The organism is Streptacidiphilus sp. BW17 (assembly GCF_041262485.1).
Classification (GTDB): Bacteria; Actinomycetota; Actinomycetes; order Streptomycetales; family Streptomycetaceae; genus Streptacidiphilus.
Map to the genome: position 1 here is coordinate 35,636 of NZ_JBGCCR010000046.1, position 13,096 is coordinate 48,731.

11 protein-coding genes are annotated in these 13,096 nt (G+C 69.8%); 10 read left to right on the plus strand and 1 reads right to left on the minus strand.

The features are described 5' to 3' along the window. Positions 1 to 42 precede the first annotated feature (42 nt). The 7 genes from ABH940_RS34280 (at position 43) to ABH940_RS34310 (ending at position 8,366) form a co-directional block, all read left to right on the plus strand. Positions 43 to 906, plus strand: coding sequence for a LysR substrate-binding domain-containing protein (locus ABH940_RS34280; protein WP_370072539.1), 864 nt, complete (start codon positions 43 to 45; stop codon positions 904 to 906). Between the two features lie 276 nt (positions 907 to 1,182). After that, entirely contained in the window at positions 1,183 to 2,625 is a 1,443-nt protein-coding gene (gene eccD, locus ABH940_RS34285) for a type VII secretion integral membrane protein EccD (RefSeq protein WP_370107065.1), read from the plus strand. 112 nt (positions 2,626 to 2,737) lie between these two features. Further along, the gene (gene rpsO / locus ABH940_RS34290) at positions 2,738 to 3,028 is read left to right on the plus strand and encodes a 30S ribosomal protein S15 (RefSeq protein WP_370072537.1); all 291 of its coding nucleotides are present in this window, start codon (positions 2,738 to 2,740) and stop codon (positions 3,026 to 3,028) included. A gap of 367 nt (positions 3,029 to 3,395) precedes the next feature. Then, positions 3,396 to 5,597: a polyribonucleotide nucleotidyltransferase gene (locus ABH940_RS34295; protein WP_370072564.1), complete on the plus strand. Its 2,202-nt coding sequence runs from the start codon at positions 3,396 to 3,398 to the stop codon at positions 5,595 to 5,597. A 138-nt stretch (positions 5,598 to 5,735) separates the two neighbouring features. Then, complete coding sequence (locus ABH940_RS34300; protein WP_370107066.1) at positions 5,736 to 7,094, plus strand: M16 family metallopeptidase; 1,359 nt, start codon at positions 5,736 to 5,738, stop codon at positions 7,092 to 7,094. Positions 7,095 to 7,150: 56 nt separating this feature from the next. Beyond that, complete coding sequence (dapB, locus tag ABH940_RS34305; RefSeq protein ID WP_370107067.1) at positions 7,151 to 7,909, plus strand: 4-hydroxy-tetrahydrodipicolinate reductase; 759 nt, start codon at positions 7,151 to 7,153, stop codon at positions 7,907 to 7,909. A 7-nt stretch (positions 7,910 to 7,916) separates the two neighbouring features. Then, the gene (locus ABH940_RS34310; RefSeq protein WP_370072534.1) at positions 7,917 to 8,366 is read left to right on the plus strand and encodes a hypothetical protein; all 450 of its coding nucleotides are present in this window, start codon (positions 7,917 to 7,919) and stop codon (positions 8,364 to 8,366) included. Here ABH940_RS34310 and ABH940_RS34315 read toward each other — a convergent pair. Beyond that, a complete protein-coding gene (locus ABH940_RS34315; RefSeq protein ID WP_370107068.1) occupies positions 8,335 to 8,910 on the minus strand; it encodes an N-acetyltransferase family protein in 576 nt (191 codons plus the stop codon). The genes ABH940_RS34310 and ABH940_RS34315 overlap by 32 nt on opposite strands. Positions 8,911 to 9,157: 247 nt before the next feature. Here ABH940_RS34315 and thyX point away from each other — a divergent pair, with 247 nt between their 5' ends. The 3 genes from thyX (at position 9,158) to ABH940_RS34330 (ending at position 12,846) form a co-directional block, all read left to right on the plus strand. Further along, positions 9,158 to 9,928, plus strand: coding sequence for an FAD-dependent thymidylate synthase (thyX, locus tag ABH940_RS34320; RefSeq protein WP_370072532.1), 771 nt, complete (start codon positions 9,158 to 9,160; stop codon positions 9,926 to 9,928). 215 nt (positions 9,929 to 10,143) lie between these two features. Further along, a complete protein-coding gene (gene dapA, locus ABH940_RS34325; protein ID WP_370072531.1) occupies positions 10,144 to 11,043 on the plus strand; it encodes a 4-hydroxy-tetrahydrodipicolinate synthase in 900 nt (299 codons plus the stop codon). A gap of 117 nt (positions 11,044 to 11,160) precedes the next feature. Then, positions 11,161 to 12,846, plus strand: a complete 1,686-nt coding sequence (locus ABH940_RS34330) for a ribonuclease J (protein WP_370072530.1) — start codon at positions 11,161 to 11,163, stop codon at positions 12,844 to 12,846. Positions 12,847 to 13,096: the final 250 nt, after the last annotated feature.

A 13,096-nucleotide genomic window follows, 5' to 3' on the forward strand; every position in this document is an offset into this window, starting at 1 on the left:
TGCCTGCGGGGCGCGGCAGGGTCTGCCTGACAGGGTGGGGGCATGGACGCACGGCAACTCGACTACTTCCTCGCGGTCGTCGAACACGGCGGTTTCACCCGCGCGGCTGACGCACTGCACCTGGCGCAGCCGTCCCTCTCCCAGGCGATTCGCGCGCTGGAACGCGAGCTGGGCGCGAAGCTGTTCCAGCGCGCGGGGCGCGGCGTGGTGCTCACCTCGGCGGGCGAGGCGCTGGTCGCGCCCGCTCGGAGGGTGGCCCTGGACCTCGTCGCGGCGCGGGAGGCGGTCGCCTCGGTGGTGGGCCTGGTCGCTGGCCGGGTCGACCTGGTCGTCCAGCCCGCGGCGGTCGACGCGGCGGGCGAGCTCACGGCACGCTTCCGCAGACGCCATCCGGCGGTCACGGTCCGCCTCGTCGAACCGCGCCGCCCGCCGTTCCTCGCCCGCGACCTGCGCGAGGGCGACGCGCAGTTGGGCCTGTCGTACGTGCCGGTGGCGGAGAGCCAGGGGCTCGTCGTCGAGCCGCTCCGGGAGGTCGAGATGACCGCGATCCTCCCGCCGGGAACGGCGTGCGCCTCCGGCGAGGGTCCGCTGACCCTGGCCGAACTCGCGGGCCTCCCACTGGCGGTGGGCGCGCCGGGCACGGCCTGGCGGGAGATGACCGACGGGCTCTTCGCGGAGGCGGGCGTCACGCCCACCATCGCGGTGGAGTCCGCGTACCGCGAGGCCGTCGGCCCGCTGATCGCCTCCGGCGGCCTCGCCGTGATCGCCCCTCCCGGGCTCGCGCCGGACGGCGCGGTCGTCCGCGCGCTCACCCCACCGGTCCGCAGGACGCTGGCGCTCCTCCGCCGCCCCGGCGCGCTCCCGCCTGCGGCGGAGGCGTTCCTGCAGGCGGCGAAGGGAGATTGAACAGCAGGCTTGGGCGATGCGGGAGTTGCAACTCCCCAAGGGGTGCGGGGAACTGCGCGAGAAGCCACAGATGAGCGGATGGCCCTGCGCGTTCGGTGCTCCACCTGCGTGGGTGGCTTCTCGCGCAGTTCCCCGCGCCCCCTGGATTGGGCAACTTGCGATCTGTACAAAAGGTTCACATCTGAGTACCGCTTCCCGGGAACCCTCGGGCGTACGTCATGTCCGTGTCCGTATAAGGTGAACCGCTGTCAGCCACGGTTAGGGGGAGGCCACCACGTGAGCACCAGCGCCACGACCGGATTCTGCAGGGTCACTGTCGTCGCACCGGACAGCCGCATCGATGTCGCGCTGCCAGAGGACGTTCCGCTCGCAGACATCTACCCGGAGGTGCTCCGGCTCTCCGGACAGACCCAGGCGGACGGTGCGCCCACCGGGTTCCACCTGGTACGGCGGGACGGGAGCGTCCTCGACAGCAGCCTGCCGCTACAAGCCCAGCAGGTGCGCGACGGAGAGCTGTTGAGCCTCCGCCCGTTCGCGGAGTCGCTCGCCCCCGCCGTCTACGACGACGTCGCCGACGCCATCGCGTCCAGCGTCGCGGAGGACCGCAGCCAGTGGGGTCCCAACCTCATGCGCATGGCGGGCCTGATCGGTGGCGTGATCGTGCTCGCGCTGCTCGGCTTCGCGCTCTGGTTCTCGGACCTGACGCACGACATGCACAGCCTGCCCGGCCTGATCGCCGGCGTCAGCGCCATCGTCCTGGTCGCGCTCTCCGGCGTGCGGGCGCGCGTCTACGACGACCGCGGCTCCGCGCTCGCGCTCGGCCTGGCCTCGCTGCCGCTGGCGCTGCTCGCCGGTACGGGCATCGTCTCGCCCGGTCAGCTCCAGGGGCCCGGGCGGATCCAGTTCCTGGTCGGCTGCATCGTGGTGCTGCTCGCCTCGGTGCTGCTGGCCGCACTGATGCCGGCCGGTGACGCGGTCTTCGTCGCCGCCGCGCTGGTCTCCGCCGTCGGCACGCTGTCGACCTTCGCGGGTGTGCTCACCAGCGCCTCGGCGACCGAGGTCGCGGCCGGGTCCGCGGTCGTCGCCGTCGGGCTGATGGGCTTCCTGCCGTCGCTCTCCTCGCGCTTCGCCCGGCTGCCCGTCGGCTTCCACGCGCCGACCCAGAGCGGTTCCAGCGCGCGCAACAACGAGGAGCCCGAGCCGGTCGACCTCAAGCGGATCGCCATGCAGGCGCGCCGTGGTCACGAGCTGCTGGTCGGCATGGTCGGCGGCTGCGCCGCCGTCGTGCTCGGCAGCTGCGTCGTGCTGGCCTTCACCGACAGCACCTGGCCGGAGCTGCTGGCGCTCGCCCTCGGCGTCTCGACGATGATGCGCGCCCGGCTCTTCCGCCACACCTCGCAGGTGATGTGCCTGCTCGCGTCCGGTCTCGGCAGCCTCGCGCTGCTGGTCGTGGGCATCGCGCTGCACATGCCGCTGTTCCTCTACATGAACATGCGCAACTCGTCGGCGATAGACATCCGTACCCTGATCATGGCCGCGGGCATCGGCGCCGGCGCCGCGATCCTGGTCGCGATCGCGCTGGTCGTCCCGGAGAAGGGCGTCTCGCCGTTCTGGGGTCGACTGCTCGACGTGATCGACGGCCTGACGCTGGCCGCGCTGATCCCGCTGGCGCTGGCCGTCCTGGACATCTACTCGACGGTCAGGGGCCTCACCGGCTGACTGGTAGGCTGGTCCGCCGGGACTCCTCTGTGGACCGTCCCACCCGCCGAGTACATCAGAACCTGTGAAGCAGACCAGGGACGCTCGGCAACCGAACACCTAAGGAGTGGGCGTGGCCCTCGACCAGAACGTCAAGAAGCAGATCATCGCCGAGTACGGCGCCAAGGAGGGCGACACCGGCTCCCCCGAGGTGCAGATCGCGCTGCTCTCCCGCCGCATCTCGGACCTGACCGAGCACCTCAAGTTCCACAAGCACGACCACCACTCGCGTCGTGGTCTGCTGCTGCTGGTCGGTCAGCGCCGTCGCCTGCTGCAGTACCTGGCCAAGACCGACATCGAGCGCTTCCGTACCCTGGTGGACCGCCTCGGCATCCGCCGCGGTGCCGCGGGCGCCGCTCGCTAGTCACCTCGCTCTGGGGCGGCTCCCACTGGGAGCCGCCCTTCGGCACATGTGGGGCCACGCCACACCGCGTGGTTGGGCCTTACGCACGCGTGGGAAAGAGTCCGTGCGTAAGGTGTGAAGGGAAGGGTGTCCGTCCGCACACGGCGGCCGGGCACGGACGCGGAGCGTCCACACGCAATCCGAGCCAGCGCCCGCCGGGCGCCGGTCCTCGGTAGTGGCCGCCGGACGAGCAGACGCACGATGCGTGTTCCGCCCGGCAGCTTCGATCGAAGACCGGCCAGGTCCAGGCTGCGAGACTCAGGACAAGCGCGGGGGCGCTCCACCTAGAGGACCAAAGAAGGAGATCTTCCGGGTGGAAGACAACACCATGCACGAGGCCGTTGCCGTCATCGACAACGGCAGCTTCGGCACCCGCACCATCCGCTTCGAGACCGGCCGCCTTGCCAAGCAGGCCGCCGGCTCTGCGGTCGCCTATCTCGACGACGACACCATGGTCCTCTCCGCGACCAGTGCGTCGAAGCAGCCGAAGGAGCACTTCGACTTCTTCCCGCTGACGGTCGACGTCGAGGAGCGGATGTACGCCGCCGGGCGCATCCCCGGCAGCTTCTTCCGTCGCGAGGGCCGTCCCTCCGAGGACGCCATCCTCACCTGCCGTCTGATCGACCGCCCGCTGCGCCCGTCCTTCGTCAAGGGCCTGCGCAACGAGATCCAGGTCGTCGTCACGGTCATGGCGCTCAACCCCGACCACCTCTACGACGTGGTCGCCATCAACGCCGCCTCCGCCTCCACGCAGCTGGCGGGCCTGCCCTTCTCCGGCCCGATCGGCGGCGTCCGCGTCGCGCTGATCCGCGGCCAGTGGGTCGCCTTCCCGACGCACTCGGAGCTCGAGGAGGCCGTCTTCGACATGGTCGTGGCCGGCCGCGCGCTGCCGGACGGCGACGTCGCGATCATGATGGTCGAGGCCGAGGCCACCGCCAAGACCATCGAGCTGGTCAAGGGCGGCGCCACCGCGCCGACCGAGGACGTCGTGGCCGCCGGCCTCGAGGCGTCCAAGCCGTTCATCAAGGAGCTGTGCCGGGCGCAGGCCGAGCTGGCCGCGCACTCGGCCAAGCCGACCGCCGAGTTCCCGGTCTTCCTCGACTACCAGGACGACGTCCTGGCGGCGCTGACCGCCGCGGTCAAGGACGAGCTGGCCCAGGCCCTGACCATCCCCGGCAAGCAGGCCCGCGAGGCCGAGCTGGACCGCGTCAAGGACCTGGCCGCCGAGAAGCTGCTGCCGGAGTTCGAGGGCCGCGAGAAGGAGATCTCCGCCGCGTACCGCGCGCTGACGAAGAAGCTGGTCCGCCAGCGCATCGTCAAGGAGAAGGTCCGCATCGACGGCCGTGGCATCACGGACATCCGCACCCTGGCCGCCGAGGTCGAGGTCGTCCCGCGCGTCCACGGCTCGGCGCTGTTCGAGCGCGGCGAGACCCAGATCCTGGGTGTCACCACGCTGAACATGCTCCGCATGGAGCAGCAGCTCGACACGCTGGCGCCGGAGACGCGCAAGCGCTACATGCACAACTACAACTTCCCGCCGTACTCCGTCGGTGAGACGGGCCGCGTGGGCTCGCCGAAGCGCCGCGAGATCGGCCACGGCGCGCTGGCCGAGCGTGCGCTGCTCCCCGTCCTGCCGACGCGCGAGGAGTTCCCCTACGCGATCCGCCAGGTCTCCGAGGCGCTGGGCTCCAACGGCTCGACCTCGATGGGCTCGGTCTGCGCCTCGACCATGTCGCTGCTGAACGCCGGTGTGCCGCTGAAGGCCGCCGTCGCCGGTGTCGCCATGGGTCTGATCTCCCAGGAGATCGACGGCGAGACGCACTACGTCGCGCTGACCGACATCCTCGGCGCCGAGGACGCGTTCGGCGACATGGACTTCAAGGTCGCCGGTACGAAGAACTTCGTCACCGCGCTCCAGCTCGACACCAAGCTCGACGGCATCCCCGCCTCGGTCCTGGCCGCCGCGCTGAAGCAGGCCCACGACGCGCGTCTGCACATCCTCGACGTGATGAACGAGGCGATCGACGTTCCGGACGAGATGTCCCCGAACGCGCCGCGCATCATCACGATCAAGATCCCGGTGGACAAGATCGGTGAGGTCATCGGCCCCAAGGGCAAGATGATCAACCAGATCCAGGAGGACACCGGCGCCGAGATCACCATCGAGGACGACGGCACCATCTACATCGGTGCGTCCGACGGCCCGGCGGCCGAGGCGGCGCGGACCACGATCAACCAGATCGCCAACCCGACCATGCCGGAGGTCGGCGAGCGCTACCTGGGCACCGTGGTGAAGACCACGACCTTTGGTGCGTTCGTCTCCCTGATGCCCGGCAAGGACGGCCTGCTGCACATCTCGCAGATCCGCAAGCTTGCCGGCGGCAAGCGCGTGGAGAACGTCGAGGACGTGCTGCCGGTCGGCACCAAGGTCCAGGTCGAGATCGCGGAGATCGACCCGCGTGGCAAGCTCTCGCTGATCCCGGTCGTCGAGGGCGAGGAGGCGGCTGACGCCGCCACCGACGCCGAGTAGTAAGCAGTAGCTTGCACTTTGCGGCCCGGCTCCACCGTCACGGTGGGGTCGGGCCGCAACCATGCACTTACCCCAGGGGCGCGAGGCTCTGTTCGACCCGCGCCCCTGCGGTAGTTGCAACATCCCGAAGGAAGTTCAGTGCCGCAGACCACCGCTCAGGACCAGCGTCCCGGGACGACCAAGACCCTGCTCAAGGGCATCGACGGTGCTGGAACCGTGCGACGAACGGTCCTGCCCGGCGGGCTGCGGGTGGTCACCGAGACGCTGCCGACCGTGCGCTCGGCCGCCTTCGGCATCTGGGTCGGCGTCGGCTCCCGCGACGAGACCCCCGTGCTCAACGGCGCGACGCACTACCTGGAGCACCTGCTCTTCAAGGGCACCAAGACCCGCTCCGCGCTGGACATCTCCTCCGCGCTGGACGCGGTCGGCGGTGAGATGAACGCGTTCACCGCCAAGGAGTACACCTGCTACTACGCGCGGGTGCTCGACCGCGACCTGCCGTTGGCCGTCGACGTCGTCAGCGACATGCTGACCTCCTCGCTCGTGCGGCAGGAGGACATCGACACCGAGCGCGACGTCGTGCTCGAAGAGATCGCGATGACCGAGGACGACCCGGGCGACGTGGTCCACGACCTGTTCGCCAGGGTGGTGTACGGCGAGTCCCCGCTCGGGCGGCCCGTCCTCGGCACCGTCGACACGATCAACGCGCTGACCCGCGACCAGGTCTACGGCTTCTACCGCCGCCGCTACAAGCCCGAGAACCTCGTCGTCGCCGCGGCCGGGAACGTCGACCACGCCAAGGTCGTCCGCCAGGTCCGCCGGGCGTTCGAGAGCGCGGACGCGCTGGGCCGGGAGGAGACCGCACCGGCCGCGCCGCGCGGCGGGACGCGTGCGCTCCGGACCGCGGGCAAGGTGGAGATCCTCGACCGTCCGACCGAGCAGGCGCACCTGGTGCTCGGCATGCCCGCGCTCGCCCGTACCGACGACCGGCGCTGGGCACTGGGCGTGCTCAACGCGGCCCTCGGCGGCGGGATGAGCTCGCGGCTCTTCCAGGAAGTCCGGGAGAAGCGCGGGCTGGCCTACTCGGTCTACTCCTACACCTCCGCGTACGCCGACTCCGGCCTCTTCGGCATCTACGCCGGCTGCCAACCCAAGCGCGTCGAGGAGGTCCTGGGGATCTGCCGCGACGAGCTGGAGAAGGTCGCCGAGCACGGCATCACCGAGGACGAGCTCAAGCGCGCCGTAGGCCAGATGTCCGGCTCGACGGTGCTGGGGATGGAGGACACCGGCTCGCTGATGTCCCGCGTCGGCAAGGCGGAGCTCTGCTACGGCAGCCACCTCTCCGTCGACGAACTGCTCGGCAAGGTCGCCGCGGTGACGCTCGACGACGTCCGGGCCGTGGCCACCGAGGTGCTCGGTGGATTCCGGCCCTCGTTGGCTGTGATAGGACCGGTGGCGGGGAAGCGCGCCTCGCGCCTCGCCGAGGCCATCCAGTGACCGGTGTGAACAGCGTGACCGGCCTGAACCGAACAGTTAGCTAGGAGCCACTGCACATGAGCACGCCGTTGCGGGTCGCCGTCATCGGTGCCAAGGGCCGGATCGGCTCGGAGGCCGTCGGCGCCGTCGAGGCCGCCGAGGACCTGGAGCTGGTCGCCGCGCTGGGTCGCGGGGACAAGCTGGAGACGCTGGTCGAGACGGGCGCCCAGGTCGTCGTCGAGCTCACCCACCCCGACGCGGTGATGCGCAACCTGGAGTACTGCACCGCCCAGGGCATCCACGCCGTGGTCGGCACCACCGGCTGGACCGAGGAGAGGCTCGCCCAGCTGGAGACCTGGCTGGCCGCGTCGCCCGGCACCGGTGTGCTGATCGCGCCGAACTTCTCCATCGGCGCGATCCTGACCATGCGCTTCGCGCAGCAGGCCGCCAAGTTCTTCGAGTCGGTCGAGGTCATCGAGCTCCACCACACCAACAAGGCTGACGCGCCGAGTGGCACCGCCACGCGTACCGCGCAGCTGATCGCCGCGGCGCGTGCCGAGGCCGGGATGCCGCTCCAGGACGACCCGACCACGCACGGCCTGCCGGGCGCGCGCGGCGCGGACGTGGACGGCGTGCCGGTGCACGCGGTCCGGCTGCGCGGTCTGCTGGCGCACCAGGAGGTGCTCTTCGGCGGCGTGGGGGAGACCCTGACGATCCGTCATGACTCGCTGCACCACAGCTCGTTCATGCCGGGCATCCTGGCCGGTGTGCGCCGGGTGGTGGATGTGCCCGGACTCACCTTCGGGTTGGAAAAGTTCCTGTTCGAAGGGGAGTGACGGACTCATGGTCGCTCGGGTGATGTACTTCGTGGTCACGCTGGCGCTGCTGGGGGGCCTGGCCGTGGTCGCGGTGACCGGCGGGCAGCTGATGGCGAGCGGTCGGGCCGCCGGCATCGGCATGGGCATCTCGGCCGAGGTGCTGGTCGGTCTGGCGCTCTGGTTCGTCTGGAAGACCTTCCGTTTCGGCCGGGACAGCCAGCGGCTCTCCCGGCTCCTGGAGTCGGAGGGCGGACTGCCGGTCGACGAGCTCAAGCACACCCCGGGCGGCGGCATCGACCGCGCCTCGGCCGATGCGGTCTTCGCCCGGCGCAAGGCCGAGACAGAGGCCGCGCCGGAGGACTGGCGCAGCTGGTTCCGGCTGGCCGTGGCCTACGCGGACGCGCGGGACACGCCGCGCGCCCGCAAGGCGATGGAGCGCGCCATCAAGCTCCAGCACGAGGCTGCGGCACGCTGACCCCGGCGGGCGGGGTGACCCCGACGGGCACGCTGACTCCCATGGGCACCGCCGGGGCGGCTGGTCCTGCGACGGTCCAGGAGTAGCGCAGCTCCTCCAGCAGCGCCCCGGCCAGCTGCAGGTCGGTGCGGCCTCCGTCCGGCTGCCAGCCCTGCCGCTCGTAGAAGCGGCGGGCCTGGTGGTTCTCCTCAAGTACCCACAGCGTCAGTTCGGCATGGCCGTCCGTCGCGAGTGCCTCGGTCGCGGCGGTCAGCAGCCGTGCGCCCGCGCCGGTGAACCAGGCGTCGGGGTGCACGTAGAGGGCGTGGACCTCACCCAAGCCCTCCCGTACGCCGCTTGCGACCGCGACGGACGGCCGCTCCGGGCCCGCCAGCACGAAGCCGACGACTTGTGCCGGGTGCTCGGCCTCCACGACCAGGAAGTGGTCACGGTCGGGGATCGTGGCCAGGTACTCCTTCATGCGGGGGAGCGCCGCCTCGGGGTCCAGGCCGTCGAGGTAGGCGGGCGGCACCAGGCCCGCATAGGCCGCGCGCCATGAATCCACGCGTACCCGAACCACCTGTGCCAGATCGTCCTCAACGGCCTTACGGACCGTCAATGTCCTCATGGTTTCTTCCCGTTCACCTATGTGAGGCGGGCGAGTGTAACCGAGGAGTGGCATGTCCCGGGCATGCGAATGCCCCGTTCGGCGGCGTGACGGATACCCTGTTCGGCGGGTTCGCCTGTTAGTGCCGGTACCAGCATCGGCAGGCTCTCGTCATTCGACCGGAAGTGCCGCGAGGGTTGGACCCATGATCGAAAGGAAACCCCCGTTGACCGACCAGACCGACGCGAGCCCGGACGCACCCGAGCCCCGCTTCCGTGACGACGTCACCGTCGAGCTGGTGCGCAGCAGCGCCGAGGACGCCGACGTGCTCTTCGCCGCCCGGGTCTCCACGGCGGGTGAGCAGTCGCTGGAGGAACTGCAGAAGGACCCGGAGCGCTCCCGTGGGCTGATCAACTTCCTGATGCGGGACCGGCACGGCACGCCGTTCGAGCACAACTCGATGACCTTCTTCATCAGTGCGCCGATCTTCGTCTTCCGCGAGTTCCACCGGCACCGGGCGGGCTGGTCCTACAACGAGGAGAGCGGTCGCTACCGCGAGCTGCAGCCGGTCTTCTACATCCCTTCGGCCGAACGGAAGCTGGTGCAGCGCGGCCGCCCGGGGAAGTACGAGTTCTTCGAGGGCACGCCGGAGCAGCAGAAGGCCGTGACCGAGGCGATGGAGGACTCCTACCGTCAGTCCTACGCCCGTTACCAGGAGATGCTCGAGGCGGGCGTCGCCCGTGAGGTGGCCCGTGCGGTGCTGCCGGTCGGTCTCTTCTCCTCGATGTACGCGACCTGCAACGCACGCTCGTTGATGCACTTCCTGTCGCTGCGCACCAAGGACGAGCGGGCCAAGGTCCCGAGCTTCCCGCAGCGGGAGATCGAGATGGTCGCGGAGAAGATGGAGCAGCTCTGGGCAGGGCTGATGCCGCTGACCCACGAGGCCTTCAACACCCATGGCCGAGTCGCGCCGTAGCGATCGCCGCCCCTGACCAGCCCGTCCGCTCGTTCGGTGAGTTTTCCCGTATGTCCCATTTGCGGGATATCGCACTGTTCCCTAATCTCAAAGCACGAGCCCCGGTGCCGCTTGAACCCCCGAGCAGGCGGCGCCGGGCTCCTCGCATGTCCCTGCATGTCCTTCAGCTGGACCGACTGTGCCTGCCCCGTTCACTAACGAGTAGCGTTGGACACATGGCTCCGACCTCCACCCCCGAGACCCCCTTCGGCCGGGCGCTGACTGCGATGGTGACCCCGTTCACCGCCGACGGCTCCCTCGACCTCGACGGCGCCCAGCGGCTGGCCGTCCATCTGGTCGACGCCGGGAACGACGGCCTCGTCATCAACGGCACCACCGGCGAGTCGCCGACCACCACCGACGCGGAGAAGGCCGCGCTGGTGCAGGCAGTCGTGGAGGCCGTGGGCGACCGCGCCCACGTGATCGCGGGCGTCGGGACCAACGACACCCACCACTCGCTGGAGCTGGCCCGACAGGCCGAGCGCGTCGGCGCCCACGGCCTGCTCGTGGTGACCCCGTACTACAACAAGCCCCCGCAGGAGGGGCTCTACCGGCACTTCACCGCCGTCGCGGACGCGACCGGCCTGCCGGTCATGCTCTACGACATCCCCGGCCGCTCCGGCGTGCCGATCGCCACCGAGACCATCGTCCGGTTGGCCGAACACCCGCGGATCGTCGCCAACAAGGACGCCAAGGGCGACCTCGGCGCCGCGAGCTGGGGCATCTCCCGCAGCGGCCTGGCCTGGTACTCCGGCGACGACATGCTCAACCTGCCGCTGCTCTCCATCGGCGCGGCCGGCTTCGTCAGCGTCGTCGCCCACGTGGTCACACCCGAGCTGCGCGCCATGGTCGACGCCTTCGTCGCGGGCGACGCGGCCAAGGCCACGGAGATACACCAGCGCCTGCTCCCCGTGTTCACCGGTATGTTCCGTACGCAGGGTGTGATCACCACCAAGGCCGCCCTCAACCTCCAGGGCCTCCCGGCCGGGCCGCTGCGCCTGCCGTTGGTCGAGGCCACGGAGGCGGAGATCGAACAACTGAGGGAGGATCTCGCCGCAGGCGGGGTACACCTCTGACAACAGACGTCCACGTCCCGACTTCTGGAGACGTGATGCAGTACCTGTACGGCAGTAACGATGCCGCGCACGCCAGAGCCAGGAAGCTCCCACCGGTGTGCGCGGAAAGGAGAACAATTGAGTCATCCGCACCCTGATCTGGGCGCTCCGCCGCCACTGGCGCCGAACGCCCTGCGGATCACCCCGCTCGGCGGCCTCGGTGAGATCGGCCGCAACATGACCGTCTTCGAGTACGGCGGGCGCCTGCTCATCGTCGACTGCGGTGTGCTCTTCCCCGAGGAGGAGCAGCCCGGCGTCGACCTGATCCTGCCGGACTTCACGTCCATCCGGGACCGCCTCGACAAGATCGACGGCATCGTCCTGACCCACGGTCACGAGGACCACATCGGCGCGGTGCCCTACCTGCTCCGTGAGAAGCCGGACCTCCCGCTGATCGGTTCCAAGCTGACGCTGGCGCTGATCGAGGCCAAACTGGCCGAGCACCGGATCCGGCCGTACACGCTGGAGGTCAAGGAGGGGCAGCGCGAGCGCATCGGCTCCTTCGACTGTGAGTTCATCGCGGTCAACCACTCCATCCCGGACGCGCTCGCGGTCGCCATCCGCACGCCGGCCGGTCTTGTGGTCGCCACCGGCGACTTCAAGATGGACCAGGTCCCGCTGGACCGCCGCCTCACCGACCTGCCGACCTTCGCCCGCCTGGGCGAGGAGGGCATCGACCTGCTGCTGGTCGACTCGACCAACGCCGAGGTCCCGGGCTTCATCGCGCCGGAGCGCGAGATCGGCCCGGTGCTCCAGCAGGTCTTCGACCGCGCCGACAAGCGCATCATCGTCGCCAGCTTCGCCTCGCACGTGCACCGCATCCAGCAGGTCCTGGACACGGCGCACGAGTTCGGGCGCAAGGTCGCGTTCGTGGGTCGCTCGATGGTGCGCAACATGGGCATCGCCCGCGACCTCGGCTACCTCAAGGTGCCCGGCGGTCTCGTCGTCGACGTGAAGACGCTGGACGACCTGCCCGACGAGGACGTGGTGCTGATCTGCACCGGTTCGCAGGGCGAGCCCATGGCGGCACTGTCCCGCATGGCCAACCGCGATCACCAGATCCGCATCGTCGAGGGCGACACCGTCGTCCTCGCGTCCTCGCTGATTCCGGGTAACGAGAACGCGGTCTACCGCGTGATCAACGGATTGACCCGCTGGGGCGCGAACGTCGTCCACAAGGGCAACGCGAAGGTGCACGTCTCCGGGCACGCGTCCGCGGGCGAGCTGCTGTACTTCTTCAACATCTGCAAGCCGCGCAACCTGATGCCGGTCCACGGCGAGTGGCGCCACCTGCGCGCGGTCTCCGAGCTGGCCCAGAAGACGGGCATGCGCAAGGACCGCGTCGTCATCGCCGAGGACGGCGTGGCCGTCGACCTCGTCAACGGCGTCGCCCGGATCGTGGGCAAGGTGCAGGCCGGTTACGTCTACGTGGACGGCCTTTCGGTCGGCGAGATCGGCGAGGGTTCGCTCAAGGACCGTCGCATTCTCGGCGACGAGGGCATCATTTCGGCGTTCCTGGTCGTGGACTCCGCCACGGGCAAGGTGCTCAGCGGCCCGAACATCCAGGCGCGCGGCTCCGGCATCGAGGACGAGGCGTTCGCCCCGGCGATCGTGAAGATCCAGGAGGCCCTGTCGCGCTCCGCGCAGGACGGCGTCCTGGAGCCCCGCCAGATCCAGCAGCTGGTGCGGCGCACGCTCGGCAAGTGGGTGGCGGACACGTACCGGCGCCGGCCGATGATCCTGCCGATGGTCGTCGAGGTCTGAGCCATCGCGGTCTGAGCCGTCGAGGTTCGGGGCGCTCTTGACAGGGCCGGGGACGCAGGTTTGCTTCTGCGTCCCCGGCCGTGTAATGTTCTCCGAGTTGCCTCTCTCGCTGCGCGTGTCGCGCGGGACTCGGAGGCAGCCAACCCCCTGAAGCCGATGATCGTACGAATTCATTTTCGTGCTGCCATTTTTCAGGACCGGCTGGTGGATTTGGTTAACGCCGGAGAAACCAGCTAGAGTTTCACTCGTC